Consider the following 18889-nt stretch of genomic DNA (forward strand, 5'->3'; position numbering starts at 1 on the left):
CTCGCGGCCGCTCCTGCACAGTCGCAGGAGCGCACCTCGGATGCACGGACCCGCGCCGCACCGCCGGCCGGAGCTCGGTCATTCCTACGGTGGAACCCCATCCACCCGAGAGGAACTCCGATGACCGGTTACCACGTCGACGGCCTGCAGGTGCAGGCCGCGACCCAGTCCGCCCAGACGATCATGGACCGAATCCAAGGCGACGTGAGCGCGCTGCTCGCCCAACTCACCGGGCTGCAGTCGAGCTGGTCGGGGCAGGCGGCCGCCGCGTTCCAGGCCACGGTCGCCGACTGGCGGGTCACCCAGCAGCAGGTCGAGCAGAGCCTCGCCGCCATCAATCGCGCTCTCGGCACGGCCGCGACGCAGTACCTCGAGGTCGAGCAGGCGAACGCCCGGCTCTTCCTCCGCTGACGACGCTGCCGCCGTACCGGCACCGCACGCGACGAAACGGCGATGGGCGCCTCCCCCCGCAGGGGAGACGCCCATCGCGTCAGCTGGTCAGCCGTGGAACGGACTCAGAAGTCCATGCCGCCCGTGGGGTCGCCGACCGGAGCCGGGGACTTCTCGGGCTTGTCGGCGACGACGGCCTCGGTCGTGAGGAAGAGGCCGGCGATCGACGCGGCGTTCTGCAGCGCCGAACGGGTCACCTTGGCGGGGTCGATGATGCCCTGCGCGAGGAGGTCGCCGTACTCGCCGGTCGCGGCGTTGAGGCCGTGGCCCGCGGGGAGCTCCGACACCTTGTTCGCGACGACGCCCGGCTCGAGGCCGGCGTTGAGGGCGATCTGCTTGAGCGGGGCCTCGATGGCGACCTTGACGATGTTCGCGCCGGTCGCCTCGTCGCCGACGAGCTCGAGCTTGCCGAAGGCAGCGGCACCGGCCTGGATGAGGGCCACGCCACCACCGGCGACGATGCCCTCCTCGACGGCGGCCTTCGCGTTGCGGACGGCGTCCTCGATGCGGTGCTTGCGCTCCTTGAGCTCGACCTCGGTCGCCGCGCCCGCCTTGATGACGGCGACGCCGCCCGCGAGCTTGGCGAGGCGCTCCTGCAGCTTCTCGCGGTCGTAGTCGGAGTCGGTGTTCTCGATCTCCTGGCGGATCTGGGCCACGCGGCCGGCGATCTGCTCGGGGTCGCCCGCACCCTCGACGATGGTCGTCTCGTCCTTGGTGATGACGACCTTGCGCGCCTGGCCGAGCAGGTCGAGCGTGACGTTCTCGAGCTTGAGGCCGAGCTCCTCCGAGATGACCTGGCCGCCCGTGAGGATCGCGATGTCCTGGAGCTGCGCCTTGCGACGGTCGCCGAAGCCGGGGGCCTTCACGGCGACCGACTTGAAGATGCCGCGCACCTTGTTGACGATCAGGGTCGCGAGGGCCTCGCCGTCGACGTCCTCGGCGATGATCAGGAGCTGCTTGCCCGTCTGGATCACCTTGTCGACGATGGGGAGCAGGTCCTTGATGTTCGAGACCTTGGAGTTGGCGATGAGGATGTACGGGTCCTCGAAGACCGCCTCCTGGCGCTCCGGGTCGGTGACGAAGTACGCCGACAGGTAGCCCTTGTCGAAGCGCATGCCCTCGGTCAGCTCGAGCTCGGTGCCGAAGGTGTTCGACTCCTCGACGGTGACGACGCCCTCCTTGCCGACCTTGTCGATCGCCTCGGCGATGATCTCGCCGATCTGCGGGTCGGCGGCGGAGATCGACGCGGTCGCGGCGATCTCGTCCTTGGTCTCGATCTCCTTGGCTGCCTTGAGGAGCTCCTCCGAGACGGCCGCGACGGCCTTCTCGATGCCCTTCTTGAGGCTGATCGGGTCGGCGCCCGCAGCGACGTTGCGGAGGCCCTCGCGCACGAGCGCCTGGGCGAGCACGACCGAGGTGGTGGTGCCGTCGCCGGCGACGTCGTCGGTCTTCTTCGCGACCTCCTTGACGAGCTCGGCGCCGATCTTCTCGTACGGGTCGTCGAGCTCGATCTCCTTGGCGATCGACACGCCGTCGTTCGTGATGGTGGGGGCGCCCCACTTCTTCTCGAGCACGACGTTGCGGCCGCGCGGGCCGAGGGTCACCTTGACCGCGTCGGCGAGCGTGTTGAGTCCACGCTCGAGGCCGCGGCGGGCCTCCTCATCGAAAGCAATGATCTTTGCCATGTGTGTCTCTCGTCCCTTCCCGGACGTCTGGAGCATGTGGGTTTAGCACTCAGCTCAGACGAGTGCTAACACGATTCTGGCACTCTCGATCCGAGAGTGCAAGCGAGCCGGATGCCCCGCGCGCACGCCCCGCAGGCTTCCCGGGACATCCCGCGTCGCGGTCGCGACGAGCCCGATCAGGGTGCGAACGAGACGGATCCGTCGACGGGCACGAGTTCGATCCACGTGTTGCCGGGCGCCAGGCGCAGCGGGCTGCCGTCGTCGGCGGTCAGCACCACGGGCGCCGCCTGTTCGGCCTTCGACCAGGAACCGTGCGCCGTCCGCCCGGCCGTCGAGACCCAGGCCTCCCCGCCGCCGACGAGCACGGTCCGCGGCACGTCGCCGTCGCTCCAGTCGATCTCCACTCTTAGGATCACCACGTTCGTCGCGCGGACCCGGTCGCCGCATGCCTCGTGGTCTGGCTCGCCCTCCTGCGACCGCAACCAGGACGCGCCGGCCGCGTCCCACTCCCACGACGGGTACCTCGCGTCCGAGAAGACGGTGTCGATCCGCGCGGTCGCGACCGCGGCGTAGCCGGGTTCGGCCAGCGGATCGGCGCCGCCGTACGCGAACTGCACGCGCGGCGGCGCGAGGTCGGCGTGACGGGCGACGGCCTCGGTCGCGTCGAGGATCACGTCGTGCGGTCCGGGACGCTCATCGGCGCGGTGGAACAGCCCCGTGTCGTCGTAGTCGAACACGAGGTTCACGAGCGGCGTCGCTTCCATCGCCTCGACGAACCGCTCCTGGCCGCCGGAGTACGCGACCAGGCCGCCGAGCGGCGACAGGATGTCGGGATCCATCGGCCGGATGGATCGCACGGGACCGAGTTCCTCGGGCACGTCGGAGTGCCAGACGGCCGCGTATCGCGTGATCCCGCCTTCGACGAGTTCCTCGAACACGAGGTCGGCGCGATTGAGCGCGATCTGCGGCCGCGCGTCCTCGTGGTTGTCGATCTTGACCGCGAGCGACGGGTGCACCGTCGCCGCCGGATCGACGGGCGTCCCGCGAAGCGGTGCGAATCCGATCGCTGACGGCGCAACGGGATCTGCCGGCTGCGGCCGGACGGCGGCGGTGGGTTCGGCGGTCTTCGCCGGAGCCGCGTCGGCCTCGGCCGTGCATCCCGCGACGCCGATCACGACGACCGCGAGGCCCATGAGCGCGACGAGCCGCGCAGCGGCTCCCACCGCCCGAGCCGCTCGCCCCGACATGCATGGATCGTAGCGGCGCGCCGTGCCTCAGGAACTCCGCGCCGCGCCGGACCGGGCCGATATCCCCCGCCCGCGGGCGGACGCCGCCGTTCGTCCGGCTGAGACCCGGACATGCGAGTGCGCCGCCCGGAAGCCGGGCGGCGCATCCGTGAACTCGGATCAGGCGGGGCGTACCGACTCGGCCTGCGGTCCCTTGGACCCGGTCCCGACCTCGAAGACGACCTGCTGGCCTTCCTCGAGGACCTTGTAGCCCGACATGTCGATGGCGGAGTAGTGGACGAAGACGTCCTGCCCGCCGCCGTCGACGGTGATGAACCCGTATCCCTTTTCAGCGTTGAACCACTTGACGGTTCCGTTCGCCATGCGTTGCTCCCAGAGTGCAGTGTGTCGTCAGCACGTGCGTGTTGCCAGTACCGGGCCCCGAATCGTGCTGACCCTGTCGGAATTCCGTGCCGTTCACACTGGATCGGGTGACCGTCTCCAGATTGGAGGCCGGGACGGCGACTGCACAAGAGCCCGCCGGACGCGAATGGTCGCAGAATGGCAACGATTCGACTGATCAGCCACCCACTGCGGTCGCGTAGTCGGACCCGAGGACGACCGCGAGCGGCGTGCCGATCTCCGCGAACGTCGCCTCGAAGCGCACCTCGGTCTCGGGGAGCGCCTGAGCGACGCCTCGCGCGGCACCCTCCAGCTCAGGGGCGCTGTAGTAGACGTAGCTCTCCGTGAGGTCCTGCTCGCTGGCGTTCACGGTCGCGCCGACCGGGATGCCGGCCGCGACGAGCGCCTCCGACGCCTTCGCGGCGAGTCCCGAGGTGGTGGTCCCGTTCAGCACCGTCACCGGCACGTCCGGCGCGATCGTCGGTTCGGCGGTGACCACCGGCGCTGCCGACTCCGTCGGCTGCGCCTCGTCCGCGAAGTCGAGGCGGCCGCTGTTGACGACGACGGCCGTGATGCCGATGCCGACGAGCACGGCCGTCGCCAGAGCGGCCCATCCGAACATGATCCAGCGATGACCGGGGCGCTGCGGTGCGCGGTGCGCTCCGACGCGTTCCACACCGTGCGGAATGCGATCGAAGCGATCGCGGGGGTACTTCTGCGCCATGGGGTCCAGTCGAGGGTTCGGGGCCGGGCTCAGTCGAGCGTCCGGCCGAGGGTCAGGGTACGTCGGGATCGTGCGAGCGCGCGGCCCTCGCGCATCCGCTGCAACCGCCGGACCAGGATCGGATCGTGCCGCAGCGCGGCCGGGTCGTCGATGAGGCCGTCGAGGATACGGTAATAGCGGGCCGCGGAGATGCCGAACTCGTCGCGCACCGCCTCCGCCTTCGCACCCGGGTGACCGAATCCGCGCGTCTCGAACTCGAGGATCCTGACGGACCGTGCGTCGAGCCGCCCGTGCCCGTCAGGGCGCTCGGAGGCCGTCGCGCCGCTCATGCTCGCCTCCCGTCGGGCACGGCCCTTCACCGTGCTTCTCGCACATCCTAGGCAGTCGACGGCTGGGAGCAGCCCGAGTCGTCCGGCGTGCCGACCGCGAATCGCCCGGCGCGGTCCGGCGGGAACAGTCCGGGACCCGCCGACGTTGCCGGAATCGGCGGGTAGGCTGACTCCGCCTGCGAACCCGGCGGCTGCCGGATGGAAGGAGAACCATGGGCTACCGCATCGAGAAGAGCGACGAGCAGTGGCGTGAGGAGCTCGGCTCGGAGCAGTACGCCGTGCTCCGCGAAGCGGCGACCGAGCGCCCGTGGACGGGCGAACTGCTCGATGAGGAGCGTTCCGGCGTCTACACCTGCGCCGCATGCGACGCCGAACTCTTCAAGAGCGGCACCAAGTTCGACTCGGGCTGCGGGTGGCCGAGCTTCTACGAGTCGGTGCGGCCCGAGGCGGTCGAACTGATCGAGGACACCTCACTCGGCATGGTCCGCACGGAGGTTCGCTGCGCGGCGTGCGGCTCGCACCTGGGCCACGTCTTCCCCGACGGGTTCGGCACGCCGACGGGCGACCGCTACTGCATGAACTCGATCGCCCTCGGCTTCACGCCCGGCGCCTGATCCGTGGCATCCGCGTTCGAGGCCGCGCTCTCGCGCCGCTCCTCGTCGAAGGTCACGGATGCCGCTCCCGACGACGCCGAGCTGACCCGCATGCTCGGCGCGGCGGGGAGGGTCGCCGATCATGCCGGGCTCCGCCCGTGGCGCGTCATCGCGCTCCGCGGCGCCGCCCGCGGACGGCTCGGCGACGCGCTCGTCGAGGCATCCGCATCGACCGGTGAACCGGAGCACAAGCTCGCGGGTAAGCCCCTGCGCGCCCCGCTCCTGCTCGCGGTCGTCGCGACGATCACCGAACCGCACAAGAAGGTGCCCGCATGGGAGCAGGAGGCCGTCGCCTCCGGCGTCGCCCATGTCCTCAGCCTGCTCCTCGACGACGCCGGGTGGGGCGTCATGTGGCGGACGGGGCCGTACACGCGGCATCCCGCCGTCGCGCGCATGCACGACCTCGCACCCGGCGAGCTGCTGCTGGGCTGGCTCTACGTCGGCGGACGCGCCGAGCATCGCAGGCCCGGCCGCCCGGCCGACGTCGCACGGCGATTCAGCGTGCTCGACTGAGGGCTCAACGTCCGTCGCCCGACGTCTCGTCCGGCGACACCGCGTCTACCGTCTCCGCCACGTGCCGATGGTTGCGTCGGCGCACGCTCGCCACGGCGACGGCGACCAGAGCGAGCGCCACGCCGCCGACCGTCGCGACCTCAACGGGCCGACCGTGCGCCGGAACGAGTACCTCCAGCGCGAGTGCCGCGGAGAGTTGACCGGCGACGCCGGCGAGCGCCAGGACGAGCACCCCGATGATGCGGACGACCGCGGCCTGCCCGGCGATGAACAGGCATCCGATCGCCCCGCCGAGGTAGTACCAGGGTTCGGCGGGCAGTGACTCCGGCAGGCCGACCGTCGCCACGTGCACGAGCAGGACGACGACGAGCCCGGCCGTGCCGACCGCGAAGTTGAGCACCGTTGCGGTGAGCGCGCTGTCGGCCGCGCTCCGGACGCGGCCGTTCACCGCCTGCTGCCACGCCGAGCCGATCCCGGCCGCGAACGGCAGGAGCAGCAGTGCCACGGGCACGTCGTGGGCGAGCTGCCCCGCCATCGCCCACCCGATCGCCGCCAGCGCGAGGGCCGCACCGACCGCACGCTGCCAGGTCAGGCGTCGCCGACCGCCGGGCCCGAGTCCGACGAGGTCGAAGCAGAGGCCGCCGATCGTCTGGCCCGCGACGATCGCGACGGTGAACACGGCGACGCCGAGCGCGCCGGCCGAGAGGCCCTGGGAGGTGACGAAGAACCCGCCGCCGAGCCCGCCGAGCAGCATCCACCACGCGATCCGGCGCGCGCGCAGCTCGCTCCGCAGACGGGCGAAGCCGCGACGCCCGGGCGGCCACGCGACGAGCGCGACGAGGAGGATGGCCAGACCCGACCCGAACGAGATCACGGCCGCCGCGTAGGGATCTTCGATCGCCCGCGCCAGTTCGCCGTTGACCCGCGACTGCAGTGCGGTCAGGCCGCCGCAGACGACGGCCACGACGACGGCCGCCCAGGCGGGGAACCGCGTTCGTTCGGCATGCCGGTGCGGGTCTTCGCCGGGCCCGGCCGCGTCGAACGAGTCCGGCCGAGGGGTGTGCGCTTCCATGGAGCCGGCTGCGGGACTCGAACCCGCAACCACCGCTTTACAAGAGCGGTGCGCTACCAATTGCGCCAAGCCGGCAGATGCTTCACCGTCCATCCTAGCGAGCCGGTGCAGCCGGCATCGCCGCCGCGGGCGCGGCCGGAGACGACGCAGGCGGGCCCGGCCACGCCGGACCCGCCTGCTCGCGGATGGTGCCCGCCGACTACTGCGAGGGCGTCGGAGTCGGGGTCGGCGTCGCCGACGGGTCGTCGGAGGACTCGAGCGAGCTCTCGCTCGCGGCCTGCGTCACGAACGCCTGGAACTCGGCTGCGTCGTCGAGCGAGCCCTGGTACTGCTTGCCGTTCACGAGCACGGTCGGCGTGCCCTGGACCGACGGGATCTCGGAGTTCGGGATCGGGCCGCTCAGCGCACGGGTGGTGGCGTCCTGCACCCAGGACTTGAACCGGACCTCGTCGATGCACGCACCGACCTGCGAGCTCGCGCCCGCCTCAGACGCGAGCGACTTCAACTGCTCGTTGGTGAGACCGGTCGAGCTCTCCTCCGGCTGGTTCGCGAAGAGCGCCTCGTTGAAGTCGAAGAACGCGTCCGGCGACAGGTCGGCGACGCATCCCGCGGCGTTCGCGGCCCGCAGCGAGTACTGCGTGCCCGCGGAGCGGTTCGTGAGGATCGCGATCGGGTGCACCTCGAGGGTCGCGGCGCCGGACTCGACCAGCGTGCGCATGGTCTCCGAGTTCGTCGACTCGAACTGGCCGCAGAAGGGGCACAGGTAGTCGATGTACGTCACGATGTTGGCGACGTCGCCGCTCTCGTCCTGCACGGTCGGCACCGGGTCCTCGCCCGGTTCGAGCGCAGGCGTCTCCACCGCCGTGATGGTCGCGTCGCCCTCGGTCGCGGCCGTGAGCACGATGCCGTCGCTCGCCATGTTCCGCGGGCCGGGACCTGCCGGCTTGATGCTGTTGAAGATCAGGAGGGCGATGATGCCCGCCACCGCGACGACGGCCACGATCACGCTGGCCTGGATCAGGACCTTCTTGCGGCGGTCCTTCTTCTTCTGCTCCTCCCGGAGGGCCCTGGCCTTCTCCCTCGCGGCCTCGCGGCGCTCGTTACGGTTGGGTCGTGGCTGGCTGGCTCCGCCGTTGCTCATCGATGGTCTCTCCGGGAAATGTGCTGTGGGGGCGCGCGCATCCATGCGTGCGAACGCCTCAACGATAGTAGGAACGATGGCTGGGAATCAGCCCACCGCCGGCTGGATCCCGCGGAGCGCTCCGCACGGGGTGCACGTGCGACCCGACGCCGTGGCGTCCGGCGCCTCCCGCGCGTGCGATACTTGACGGGCGTCATCGACGACGCACCCATCCATCACTACGGATCGTCCGGCACGTACCTGCCGGTGAAGGAGCAGCTGAACCATGGCATCTGTCACGTTTGACCAGGCCACCCGCCTCTACCCCGGCGGCACCCGCCCCGCGGTCGACGCACTCGACCTCGACATCGCGGACGGCGAATTCCTCGTCCTCGTCGGCCCCTCGGGCTGCGGCAAGTCGACCTCCCTCCGCATGCTCGCGGGCCTCGAGGAGGTCAACGACGGCAACATCTTCATCGGCGACCGCAACGTCACCGACGTGCCCCCGAAGGACCGCGACATCGCGATGGTCTTCCAGAACTACGCGCTGTACCCGCACATGACGGTCGCCGAGAACATGGGCTTCGCGCTCAAGATCGCCGGCGTCGGCAAGGACGAGCGCGCCGCGCGCGTCCTCGAGGCGGCCAAGCTGCTCGACCTCGAGCCCTACCTCAACCGCAAGCCGAAGGCGCTCTCGGGCGGTCAGCGCCAGCGCGTCGCCATGGGCCGCGCGATCGTGCGCCAGCCCCAGGTCTTCCTCATGGACGAGCCGCTGTCGAACCTCGACGCCAAGCTCCGCGTGCAGACGCGTACCCAGATCGCGTCGCTCCAGCGTCGTCTCGGCGTCACCACCGTGTACGTCACGCACGACCAGACCGAGGCGCTCACGATGGGCGACCGCATCGCGGTCCTCAAGGACGGCGTGCTCCAGCAGGTCGGCACCCCGCGCGACCTGTACGAGAAGCCGCAGAACGTGTTCGTCGCGGGCTTCATCGGCTCGCCCGCGATGAACCTGTTCCACGCGGACATCGCCGACGGCGGCGTCAAGTTCGGCTCGGCCCTGGTGCCCGTGGAGCGCGAGGCGCTCGACAACGCGACCGGCCAGGTCGTCACGGTCGGCGTCCGCCCCGAGGACATCCGCGTGTCGACGACCGCCGGCGACGGCCTCGCGGTCGTCGTCGACCTCGTCGAGGAGCTCGGCGCCGACGGCTACCTCTACGGCCACTCCGAGATCGAGGGCAAGCGCACCGACATCGTCGCGCGCGTCGACGGCCGCTCGCACCCGTTCGCGGGCGACACGGTCTACCTCACCCCGACGCCCGACCACGTGCACGTCTTCGACGCCGAGTCGGGCGAGCGCCTGGGCCACCGCGTCGTCGCGTAATCCACCGGATCGATCGGATGCCGGTCGGGCCTCGGCCCGGCCGGCATCCGTCGTCTCCGCGCCCGACCGGCCGGATCTGGAAGGATCGACCCATGAGCGGCTCCCTCAACATCACCTCGGCGATGGCCGACCCGGCACTGCTCGACCTGCCGTGGCACCTTCCGCTCGAGTCGTGGCCGAGCGACACGATCGCGGCGTTGCCGAAGGGCATCTCGCGGCACCTCGTGCGGTTCGCCCACCTGGGCGAGCATGTCGTGGCGATCAAGGAGACCACCGCCGAGATGGCGAAGGGCGAGTACGAGATGCTCCGCACCCTGCAGCGTATCGAGATCCCGTGCGTCGAGCCGATCGCGGTCATCACGAACCGGGCCGACGACGAGGGCGAGGGCCTGAAGCCGGTGCTCGTCACCCGGCACCTGCGGTTCTCGCTCCCCTACCGCGCCCTGTTCTCGCAGACGCTGCGGCCCGACACCGCGACCCGTCTGGTCGACGCGCTCGCGGTGCTCCTCGTCCGGCTCCACATCGCCGGCTTCTTCTGGGGCGACGTCTCGCTGTCCAACACGCTCTTCCGTCGGGATGCCGGCGCGTTCGCCGCGTACCTGGTCGACGCCGAGACGGGCAAGCTCTTCGACGGCGGCCTGTCGAACGGACAGCGCGAGAACGACCTCGAGATCGCACGGGTCAACATCGCGGGCGAGCTGCTCGACCTCGAGGCCGGCGGCCGGGTGGCCGACGAGCTCGACCCCATCCGGATCTCCGACGGCATCGTCGGCGCCTACCGGAAGCTGTGGGCGGAGCTCACCGGCGCGGAGTCGTTCGCGACGGCCGAGCGCTGGCGCATCAACGAGCGTGTCAACCGGCTCAACGACCTCGGCTTCGACATCGAGGAGCTCGCGATCCGCACGGATGCCGACGGCACGACCGTGCGCATCCAACCGAAGGTGGTGGACGCCGGGCACCACCAGCGCCGGCTGCTCCGGCTCACCGGCCTCGACGCCGGTGAGAACCAGGCGCGGCGGCTCCTCAACGACCTCGACTCGTATCGCGCCTCGTACGGCAAGGCCGGCCTCGACGAGGAGATGGTCGCGCACGAGTGGCTCATGCGCGTGTTCGAGCCGGTCGTCCGCGCGATCCCCGCCGACCTGCGGGGCAAGCTCGAACCGGCGGAGGTGTTCCACCAGCTGCTCGACCACCGGTGGTACCTGGCGCAGCGGGCCGGACACGACATCCCGCTCGCCGAGGCCGTGACGAGCTACATCAACACCGTGCTGCGGCACCGCCGCGACGAGGCGACCATCATCGGACCGCCGACGGGCACCTTCACGATGCCGATCGCGACGATCCTGACCGACGAGCAGGCCGCGGCGCTCGACGACCCCGACGACGCGGGCGACTGGCGCGCCAAGGTCTGACGGCATGCACCATGCCGTCGGGGCGTGGGCGGGGCGCCGCTCAGCGCGTCACCCCTCGGCGCGGAGCTTCGAGATCTCGTAGAGCGTGACCGAGGCGGCGATGCCCGCGTTCAGCGACTCGGTGGCCGACGAGATCGGGATCGACACGATCGCGTCGCACGTCTCGGTGACCAGTCGCGACAGTCCCTTGCCCTCGGAGCCGACGACGACGACGATCGGCCGGTCGGCGAAGTCCAGGCCGGGCAGCTGCACGTCGCCGCCGCCGTCGAGGCCGAGCACGAAGACGCCGCGCTCCTTGAGCGCCTTGAGGGTCTGGGTGAGGTTCGAGGCCATCGCGACGGGGATCCGCGCGGCGGCTCCCGCCGAGGTCTTCCATGCACCCGCGTTGACGCCGACGGATCGGCGCTGCGGCACGATCACACCTTGCCCGCCGAACGCGGCGGTCGAACGGATGATCGCGCCCAGGTTGCGGGCGTCGGTGATGCCGTCGAGGGCGACGAACAGCGGTGTGGCATCCGACTCGAGCACCTCGTCGAGGAGCTCGATCGGGTGCGCGTACTCGTACGGCGGCACCTTGAGCCCGACGCCCTGGTGCACGGCACCCTCACCGGCGAGCCGGTCGAGCTCCTGGCGGGTCACCTCGAGCACCGCGATGCCGCGGTTGGTGGCGATCTTGATCGCCTCCTTCACCCGGTCGTCCATCTCGATGCGCTGCGCGAGGTAGAGCGTCGTCGCCGGGATCCTGGTGCGCAGCGCCTCGATCACGGAGTTCCGACCGGTCACGATCTCCGACTCGTCACCCGCACGAGCGCGCTGCGCGGCACCGGATGCCCCGCGGGGTGCACCCTTCTGCCCGGTGCGCCCCTTGCCGCCCGCGGCCTTGTAGCGTTCCTCGGCGGCCTTGCGCTTGCCCGCCGGGTGCCATGCGCGGTCCTCGGCCTTCGGCGTCGGCCCCTTGCCCTCGAGGGCCTTGCGGCCGTGTCCGCCGGTGCCGACCTGCTTGCCGTGGCCGCCCTTGCGCACGGCTCCGCCGCGCCCCTTGCCGCTGCTGCTGCCCTTCATGAGCCGATGCTCCAATGCGTTCCGGAAGACGAGTCTTCGATCGTGATGCCCGCTGCGGCGAGCTCGCCGCGGATGCGATCCGCGGCCTGGTAGTCCTTCGCGGCGCGCGCGGCCCGGCGGTCCTCGATGAGCCGCTCGACGAGCGCTTCCAGGGCGGATGCCGCAGGCCCGGCGTCTGCCGTCGCCCAGTGCGGATCGCGAGGATCGATGCCGAGCACGCCGACCATGGCGCCCACGTGTCCGAGCGCGACGGCGGCCTCGCCGAGCCGCTCGTCGTCGAGCGCCTGGTTGCCCTGTCGAACGGTGTCGTGGAGGACGGCGAGCGCCTGCGGAACCCCGAGGTCGTCGTCCATCGCCTCGGCGAACGCGTCGGGCACGACCGGCGTCGCCTCGTCGGCGAAGCGCGTGCCGGAGAGCCGGCGCCCGGCGCGGACGAGGAAGGTGCGGATGCGCTCGACGGTGGCCTCGGCCTCGGCGAGCGAGCCGGCGTTGTAGTCGAGCGTGGACCGGTAGTGCGCGGCACCGAGCAGGTACCGCACCGCGAGCGGCGACGCCTGCGAGAGCAGTTCCGCGGCGTACACCGAGTTGCCGAGCGACTTCGACATCTTCTGCCCGCCGATGTTCACGAGTCCGTTGTGCACCCAGTACCGGGCGAACCCGTCGCCGACTGCCGTGGACTGCGCGAGCTCGTTCTCGTGGTGCGGGAAACGCAGGTCGAGTCCGCCGCCGTGGATGTCGAACTCCGGACCGAGGTAGCGACGGCTCATCGCCGAGCATTCGATGTGCCAGCCCGGGCGCCCGTCGCCCCACGGCGACTCCCACGACGCCGATTCGGGCTCGGCCGCCTTGCGCCCCTTCCAGAGCGCGAAGTCGCGCGGGTCGCGCTTGCCGCGCGGATCGGCGTCGACCGCGGCCTCCATGTTGTCGCGCGACTGCCGGGTGAGCTCGCCGTAGGCGGGCCAGCTCCCGGTGTCGAAGTACACGTCGCCCGAGGCATCCGTCGCCGGGTACGCGTGCCCGCGCTCGATGAGCCGGCCGATCAGCTCCTGCATCTGCATGATGCTCGCGGTCGCGCGCGGTTCGTAGGTCGGCGGCAGGATGCCGAGCGACCGGTAGCCGGCGGAGAACTCGAGTTCCACGCGGTACGCGAGCGCCCACCACTCCTCGCCCGTGACGGCTTCGAGGATCTTGTCGTCGATGTCGGTGACGTTCCGGACGAAGGTGACGTCGAAGCCCCGGTAGGCGAACCAACGGCGCATGAGGTCGTAGTTCAGCGCGCTGCGGAGGTGGCCGATGTGCGGGCTCGACTGCGGGGTCGGGCCGCAGACGTACATGCCGACGTGCCCCTCGCGGAGGGGCACGAAGTCACGCAGCGCCTGGGCCTTGGTGTCGTACAGTCTGAGCGTCACCCGTCAATGCTACCGGCGGCCCGTCATCCGGGACTTCGCCGCCGGCCGGATCAGGCCGGCAGCACGAGCGCCGTGGCGATCGCGGTGATGCCCTCGCCGCGGCCGGTGAACCCGAGCCCGTCCGTGGTCGTCGCCGCGACGCTGACCGGGGCTCCGACGATGCGCGTCAGCTCCTCCTGCGCCTCGGCTCGGCGGGGGGCGAGCTTCGGCCGATTGCCGACGACCTGCACGGTGACGTTGCCGATCCGCCATCCGGCCTCGGCCAGCCTGCGGACGGTCTCCGCGAGGAACACCTCGCCGTGGGCGCCCGCGAACCGCGTGTCGTCGGTGCCGAACATGCCGCCGATGTCGCCGAGGCCGGCGGCCGCGAGCAGTGCGTCGCAGATCGCGTGCGAGACCGCGTCGCCGTCGCTGTGGCCCGACAGGCCCCGTTCGCCCGGCCAGTGCAGCCCGGCGAGCCAGAGCGGCGTCTCGGCGTCGTCGGCGAACCCGTGGACGTCGATGCCGGTGCCGATCCGCGGCCCCGGGTCGGATGCCGGTGCCGACGGCGTTCCGACGGCCGATGCGCGCACGTGCGGCCCCGCGGCGGGCACGGCCTGCTCGGCCCGACGCAGGTCGGCGGGCACCGTGATCTTGTACGCGCGAGCGTCACCGGGGACCACATCGACGACGACGCCGACGGATGCCGCGAGCGCCGCATCGTCGGTGAAGTCCTCGGTCGCCGCGGCATATGCCCGGTCGAGCGCGTCCCGGGGGAATCCCTGCGGCGTCTGCACGGCGACGAGGGCCGAGCGGTCGACGGTCTCGACCACGCGGCGCGACCCGTCGGCGCGCGGGACGGTGTCGACGCGCTTGACGGTGTCGACGACCGGCAGGGCCGGGATGATGCCGTGCCCGCGCGCGCGGACGGCCTCGACCACCTCGTCGAAGACCGGTGCAGGCGTCAACGGCCTGGCGGCATCGTGCACGAGCACCGTGTCGACGAGGTGCGGCAGCCGTTCGAGGCCGGCCGCGACCGACTCCTGACGGCTGTCGCCGCCCGCGACGACGTCGAGGGGCGCTCCGGCCGCGTCGGCTGCCGGGGCGATGGCGCGTCGTGCCTCGTCGACGCGATCGGCTGGGACGACGAGCACGAGGTGCGGAGTCTCGCGCATGCCCAGCACGGCATCGACCGCGAGCTCCAGCATGGTGCGCGTACCGATCGGGACGAACGCCTTGGGCTCGGGATGGCCGAGCCGGGTGCCGCTGCCCGCGGCGACCAGGATGACGGCGACGGTCGATGCACTCACGGTTCGAGCGTAGCCCCGCCGGCACGCGCCGGCTGAACGCGACAGAGCGGTGCGCGAGGCGCACCGCTCTGTCGCGGACCGGTGTGGCCGGCCCGTGAACGTCAGTCGTTCGGACGACTCAGGACGCGAGGACCTCGTCGAGGACGACGGATGCCTGCTCCTCGTCGGTCTTCTCGGCGAGCGCCAACTCGGAGATGAGGATCTGGCGCGCCTTGGCCAGCATCCGCTTCTCCCCCGCGGACAGCCCGCGGTCCTGGTCGCGACGCCACAGGTCGCGCACGACCTCGGAGACCTTGATCACATCGCCCGAGGCGAGCTTCTCGAGGTTCGCCTTGTAGCGGCGGGACCAGTTGGTGGGCTCCTCGGTGAACGGCGCGCGCAGCACCTCGAACACGCGGTCGAGGCCCTCCTTGCCGATGACGTCGCGCACGCCGACCAGGTCGACGTTCTCGGCCGGGACCTCGATGACGAGGTCGCCCTGCGTGACGTTCAGCTTGAGGTAGAGCTTCTCTTCGCCCTTGATGACGCGTTTCTTGACTTCGACGATCGTTGCGGCGCCGTGGTGGGGGTAAACGACGGTCTCGCCAACCTCAAAAAGCATGAAATGGTGTCCTTTCGGCAACGTCCAGTTTATCACACCGGGTTCCTGCTAAGGTTCCGCCCCCGGCTTCGCCCGGCGCCGTAGGCTATGCTCGATTCGACCCGCGCGCTCGGTCGTTCCTGCCTGCGCGCACACGCACTTGGAGGTTCTGTGAAGGCGCGTCTCGCGGCATCCGTCGCCCTGGCTCTCGGCATCGTCATCGGGGCGAGCGGCTGCTCGATGCTCACCTACCAGGCGACCACCGAGCACTACGACGCGTCGGACGGCGTGCCCGCGACCGTCGGCGACCTCGAGCTGCGCAACATCCTCGTGCTGACCGAGGCCGGCGACGACCGCGCCAACATCATCTTCACCGTCGCGAACACCGGCGACGACGACGCCACCCTCACGGTCGAGCCCGTCGAGGGCGGCGAGCCCGTCGAACTCGAGGTCCCGGCGATGGAGCAGGTCGTGCTCGGCGTCGGCGAACAGGAGCCGCTCACCATCGAGGGCCTCCAGGTCGACCCAGGCGCCGACACCCCGATCTACTTCACGGCACCCGGCGCCGAGGGCGTCGAGGTCCTGGTGCCCGTCCTCGACGGCACCCTGCCCGAGTACGCGGACCTGCTGCCGTAAGGCGGCGCCCAGAACCGCACGTTCGAACGGCGGATGCCTCGAGGGGCATCCGTCGTTCGTCGTTCCGGCGCTGTGCGAGGGCCCGGCCCGCGTTCGTCGACCGCGGCTCAGGCTTCGAATCGGTAGCCGAGCCCGCGCACGGTCACCAGCTGCACCGGTTCGGACGGCACGAGCTCGATCTTCGCCCTGATGCGCTTGATGTGCACGTCGAGCGTCTTCGTGTCGCCGAAGTAGTCCGAGCCCCACACCCGGTCGATCAGCTGGCCGCGCGTGAGCACCCGGCCGGGGTTGCGCATGAGCAGTTCGAGCAGCTCGAACTCCTTGAGCGGCATCGACACCGCGTCGCCGTCGACCTCGACCGTGTGCCGGTCCACGTCCATCCGGACCCGACCGCCCTCGAGCAGCGCCTCGTCGAAGTCGAGCGCCTCGACCCGGCGTCGCAGGACCGCGCGGATCCGCGCGAGCAGCTCGCGGGTCGAGTACGGCTTCGTGACGTAGTCGTCGGCGCCGAGCTCGAGCCCGACGACGATGTCCACCTCCGAGTCCTTCGCCGTGAGCATGATGATCGGCACGCTCGAACGCGTGCGGATCTCACGGCAGACCTCGGTGCCCGGCAGCCCCGGCAGCATGAGGTCGAGGAGGACCAGGTCGGCGCCCGAACGGTCGAACGCCGCGACGGCCTCACGGCCGTCCGCGGCCACCTCGACCTCGTAGCCCTCGCGTTCGAGCAGGAACGCGAGGGGCTCGCTGAGCGCGGCCTCGTCCTCGACGAGCAGGATGCGGGTCACTCGGATCTCCCTCCGTCAACGGCGACCGCGCGGGCCGCCTGCTTCTTGGTACTGCCGGATGCCCCGGCCGGGGCATCCTTCGCCGTCGTGTCCGTCGGGACCTCGGCGGCGATGGGGAAGCGGATCGTGAACGTGGTGCCGCGACCGAGCCGGGACCACACGCGGACGTCGCCGCCGAGGTTCTGCACGGTGTGCTTCACGATCGAGAGCCCGAGTCCGCTGCCGCCCGTGTTACGCGCACGCGCCTGGTCGACGCGGTAGAACCGCTCGAACACCCGGTCGAGATCCTCTTCGGCGATGCCGATGCCCTGGTCGATGACCGAGATCTCCACCGCGTCGCCGTCGGTCCGCACGCCGACCCCGACACGACCGCCCTCGTTCGAATAGGCCACCGCGTTCGCCACGAGGTTGTGCACCGCGACCACGATGAGCGCGCGATCGCCCCAGACCTTCGCGCGCGACTTCGCACGCACGGCCACGTCGATCCCCTTCGCACGGGCCACCACCAGGTTCTGGTCGACCGCGGCACGGCACGCCTCGTCGACGTCGACGAGCTCGTCTGGCCGGAGCGCGTCCTGCGCCTGCAGTCGCGAGAGCTCGATGACCTCGCTCGTGATGTGCGCGAGCCGCGCGGACTCCTCGCCCAGTCGGTTCGTGAAGCGACGGACCTGGTCGGGCTCCTCGGCGGCGAGGTCGATCGCCTCCGCGAGCAGCGACACCGATGCGATCGGGGTCTTCAGTTCGTGGCTGATGTTGGCGACGAAGTCGCGGCGCACCTCGTCGAGGCGGTGCGCCTCGGTGCGATCCTCCGCGAGCAGCAGCACGAACCTGGTGCCGAGCAGCGCGGCACGCACCCTGAGCCGGAGCTGCGCTCCCCCGAACGGGCCGCGCGGGACGACGACGTCGGCCTCCGTCGGCTCGCCTGTGCGCCGGACGTCGGCGAGCAGGGCCAGGAGTTCGTCGTGCACGAGCGTCTGGCCGCGCACCAATCCCATCGCCAGCGCGCCCGGCGAGACCCGGAGGACGTTGTTCGAGGGGTCGAGCACGATGCCCGCCGACTCCAGGACCTCGAGCATCTGCTCGACGCCGTCCGGGATGGTCGGGGCCACGACGCGGGCCGCAGCCTGCCCCCGACGCTCGGCGAGGTGCAGGACGACCATGAACGCGGCGCCGAGGAACGCGCCGAAGGCGAGCGCGGCGAGCACCAGCCAGGTGGACTCCATGAGCACCACGATAACGACGAGTGAAGGGCGTCCACGCTGGTTTCCGCCGCTCCCGGGCTAGGTTGGGAAGTGTTCAGGTGTTCGGCACCTGCTGTTCACCTGCCGCGGGGAGGATGGCGGGGCCGGTTGCGACCGGTGTGCCCGCGCGCGCGGCGCGGGCGGCGAAGACGAGGGAATCCGTACATGCGTGAAGTGTTCCAACAGGAACTCCGAGAGGTCCAGGACCGGCTGGTCGAGATCGCCGGCCTCGTGGCCGAATCGATCGACAAGGCGACCAGGGCGTTCAACGAGTCCGATGTGAGCCTCGCCGAGGAGGTCATCGCGGGAGATCCCAGGATCGACCAGGCGGCCGTCGAGCTCGACGAGCTCGCGATCACCATCCTCGCCAAGCAGCAGCCGGTCGCCCGCGACCTCCGCATCGTCGTGAGCGCCCTGCGCATCAGCGCGTCGCTCGAGCGGATGGGCGACATGTCGTCGCACATCGCGCAGCTGGCCCGCTACCGGTTCCCCGACAAGGTGGTGCCCAAGTCGCTCCGCGGCACGTTCGCCGAGATGGGCCGCCTCGACGTCGAGATCGCCCGCAAGCTCGCGCGCCTCCTCGCCGAGCAGGACGTGCAGCTCGCCGAGGAGATCCGCAACGAGGACGACAAGGTCGACGCGCTGCACCTCAGCGTCTTCGACAAGGTCCTCGGCGAGACGTGGAAGGGCGAGGCGATGGACACGGTCGACGCCACCCTCGCCAGCCGGTACCACGAGCGCTTCGCGGACCACGCGGTGTCGATCGCCAAGAAGGTGCAGTACCTCGCCACCGGCGACTGGATCCCCGAGTCCTGAGCACCGGGTCCTGAGCACCGGGTCCTGAGCACCGGGTCCTGAGCACCGGGTCCTGAGCACCGGGTCCTGAGCACCGACTCTCCAGACGGACGAACGGC

Annotated in this window: 20 protein-coding genes and 1 tRNA gene; 7 read left to right on the forward strand and 14 right to left on the reverse strand. The window is 70.9% G+C overall.

Annotation, left to right across the window (positions count from 1 at the left end):
• The first annotated feature begins 120 nt into the window (after nucleotides 1-120).
• The gene (locus ELQ40_RS13075) at nucleotides 121-411 is read left to right on the forward strand and encodes a WXG100 family type VII secretion target (RefSeq protein WP_127794081.1); all 291 of its coding nucleotides are present in this window, start codon (nucleotides 121-123) and stop codon (nucleotides 409-411) included.
• A gap of 104 nt (nucleotides 412-515) precedes the next feature.
• Here the strand turns inward: ELQ40_RS13075 and groL are convergent, their stop codons facing one another.
• The 5 genes from groL to ELQ40_RS13100 form a co-directional block, all read right to left on the reverse strand.
• Nucleotides 516-2135, reverse strand: coding sequence for a chaperonin GroEL (gene groL, locus ELQ40_RS13080; protein ID WP_127794082.1), 1620 nt, complete (start codon nucleotides 2133-2135; stop codon nucleotides 516-518).
• Between the two features lie 176 nt (nucleotides 2136-2311).
• Nucleotides 2312-3382: a DUF3048 domain-containing protein gene (locus ELQ40_RS13085; protein ID WP_127794083.1), complete on the reverse strand. Its 1071-nt coding sequence runs from the start codon at nucleotides 3380-3382 to the stop codon at nucleotides 2312-2314.
• Between the two features lie 159 nt (nucleotides 3383-3541).
• Complete coding sequence (locus ELQ40_RS13090; protein ID WP_127794084.1) at nucleotides 3542-3745, reverse strand: cold-shock protein; 204 nt, start codon at nucleotides 3743-3745, stop codon at nucleotides 3542-3544.
• Between the two features lie 196 nt (nucleotides 3746-3941).
• Complete coding sequence (locus ELQ40_RS13095) at nucleotides 3942-4487, reverse strand: LytR C-terminal domain-containing protein (protein ID WP_127794085.1); 546 nt, start codon at nucleotides 4485-4487, stop codon at nucleotides 3942-3944.
• A 29-nt stretch (nucleotides 4488-4516) separates the two neighbouring features.
• Nucleotides 4517-4816, reverse strand: coding sequence for a DUF3263 domain-containing protein (locus ELQ40_RS13100; protein WP_127794086.1), 300 nt, complete (start codon nucleotides 4814-4816; stop codon nucleotides 4517-4519).
• 212 nt (nucleotides 4817-5028) lie between these two features.
• On the opposite strand from ELQ40_RS13100, the gene msrB reads away from it, so the two are divergent.
• Both msrB and ELQ40_RS13110 read left to right on the forward strand, forming a co-directional pair.
• Nucleotides 5029-5430, forward strand: coding sequence for a peptide-methionine (R)-S-oxide reductase MsrB (msrB, locus tag ELQ40_RS13105; protein WP_127794087.1), 402 nt, complete (start codon nucleotides 5029-5031; stop codon nucleotides 5428-5430).
• A 3-nt stretch (nucleotides 5431-5433) separates the two neighbouring features.
• On the forward strand, nucleotides 5434-5982 hold the full coding sequence (locus tag ELQ40_RS13110) for a nitroreductase family protein (protein ID WP_127794088.1): 549 nt from the start codon (nucleotides 5434-5436) through the stop codon (nucleotides 5980-5982).
• Between the two features lie 4 nt (nucleotides 5983-5986).
• On the opposite strand, the gene ELQ40_RS13115 is transcribed toward ELQ40_RS13110, so the two are convergent.
• The 3 genes from ELQ40_RS13115 to ELQ40_RS13125 form a co-directional block, all read right to left on the reverse strand.
• Nucleotides 5987-7054, reverse strand: coding sequence for a DMT family transporter (locus ELQ40_RS13115; RefSeq protein WP_127794089.1), 1068 nt, complete (start codon nucleotides 7052-7054; stop codon nucleotides 5987-5989).
• Nucleotides 7054-7129 (reverse strand) — tRNA-Thr (locus tag ELQ40_RS13120). Before ELQ40_RS13120 ends, ELQ40_RS13115 begins: the two co-directional genes overlap by 1 nt.
• Nucleotides 7130-7253: 124 nt before the next feature.
• The gene (locus ELQ40_RS13125) at nucleotides 7254-8195 is read right to left on the reverse strand and encodes a thioredoxin domain-containing protein (protein WP_127794090.1); all 942 of its coding nucleotides are present in this window, start codon (nucleotides 8193-8195) and stop codon (nucleotides 7254-7256) included.
• A gap of 265 nt (nucleotides 8196-8460) precedes the next feature.
• Between ELQ40_RS13125 and ELQ40_RS13130 the strand changes: the two genes are divergently transcribed.
• Nucleotides 8461-9558, forward strand: coding sequence for an ABC transporter ATP-binding protein (locus ELQ40_RS13130; protein ID WP_127794091.1), 1098 nt, complete (start codon nucleotides 8461-8463; stop codon nucleotides 9556-9558).
• 92 nt (nucleotides 9559-9650) lie between these two features.
• Nucleotides 9651-10970 (forward strand): DUF4032 domain-containing protein, encoded by a 1320-nt coding sequence (locus tag ELQ40_RS13135; RefSeq protein WP_127794092.1) that lies wholly within the window; start codon nucleotides 9651-9653, stop codon nucleotides 10968-10970.
• A 48-nt stretch (nucleotides 10971-11018) separates the two neighbouring features.
• Here ELQ40_RS13135 and rlmB read toward each other — a convergent pair whose 3' ends face one another.
• The 4 genes from rlmB to ELQ40_RS13155 all read right to left on the reverse strand — a co-directional run bounded on the left by rlmB (nucleotide 11019) and on the right by ELQ40_RS13155 (nucleotide 15331).
• Nucleotides 11019-12032 carry a 23S rRNA (guanosine(2251)-2'-O)-methyltransferase RlmB gene (gene rlmB, locus ELQ40_RS13140; RefSeq protein WP_127794093.1) on the reverse strand — a complete coding sequence of 338 codons (1014 nt, stop codon included), beginning with the start codon at nucleotides 12030-12032 and terminating at the stop codon, nucleotides 11019-11021.
• Nucleotides 12029-13441, reverse strand: coding sequence for a cysteine--tRNA ligase (cysS, locus tag ELQ40_RS13145; protein WP_127794094.1), 1413 nt, complete (start codon nucleotides 13439-13441; stop codon nucleotides 12029-12031). Before cysS ends, rlmB begins: the two co-directional genes overlap by 4 nt.
• Before the next feature lie 50 nt (nucleotides 13442-13491).
• Nucleotides 13492-14730 carry a 2-C-methyl-D-erythritol 4-phosphate cytidylyltransferase gene (gene ispD / locus ELQ40_RS13150; protein WP_240665793.1) on the reverse strand — a complete coding sequence of 413 codons (1239 nt, stop codon included), beginning with the start codon at nucleotides 14728-14730 and terminating at the stop codon, nucleotides 13492-13494.
• Nucleotides 14731-14848: 118 nt separating this feature from the next.
• Entirely contained in the window at nucleotides 14849-15331 is a 483-nt protein-coding gene (locus ELQ40_RS13155; RefSeq protein WP_127794095.1) for a CarD family transcriptional regulator, read from the reverse strand.
• A gap of 150 nt (nucleotides 15332-15481) precedes the next feature.
• Here ELQ40_RS13155 and ELQ40_RS13160 point away from each other — a divergent pair, with 150 nt between their 5' ends.
• A complete protein-coding gene (locus tag ELQ40_RS13160) occupies nucleotides 15482-15946 on the forward strand; it encodes a DNA modification methylase (protein ID WP_127794096.1) in 465 nt (154 codons plus the stop codon).
• 107 nt (nucleotides 15947-16053) lie between these two features.
• Here the strand turns inward: ELQ40_RS13160 and ELQ40_RS13165 are convergent, their stop codons facing one another.
• Entirely contained in the window at nucleotides 16054-16734 is a 681-nt protein-coding gene (locus tag ELQ40_RS13165) for a response regulator transcription factor (protein ID WP_127794097.1), read from the reverse strand.
• Nucleotides 16731-17957 (reverse strand): cell wall metabolism sensor histidine kinase WalK, encoded by a 1227-nt coding sequence (locus tag ELQ40_RS13170; protein WP_127794098.1) that lies wholly within the window; start codon nucleotides 17955-17957, stop codon nucleotides 16731-16733. The genes ELQ40_RS13165 and ELQ40_RS13170 overlap by 4 nt, the downstream gene beginning before the upstream one ends.
• Nucleotides 17958-18140: 183 nt before the next feature.
• On the opposite strand from ELQ40_RS13170, the gene phoU reads away from it, so the two are divergent.
• On the forward strand, nucleotides 18141-18791 hold the full coding sequence (gene phoU, locus ELQ40_RS13175) for a phosphate signaling complex protein PhoU (protein WP_127794099.1): 651 nt from the start codon (nucleotides 18141-18143) through the stop codon (nucleotides 18789-18791).
• Nucleotides 18792-18889 lie beyond the last annotated feature (98 nt).

The sequence above is a fragment of the Agromyces sp. LHK192 genome (assembly GCF_004006235.1).
Lineage (GTDB): Bacteria > Actinomycetota > Actinomycetes > Actinomycetales > Microbacteriaceae > Agromyces.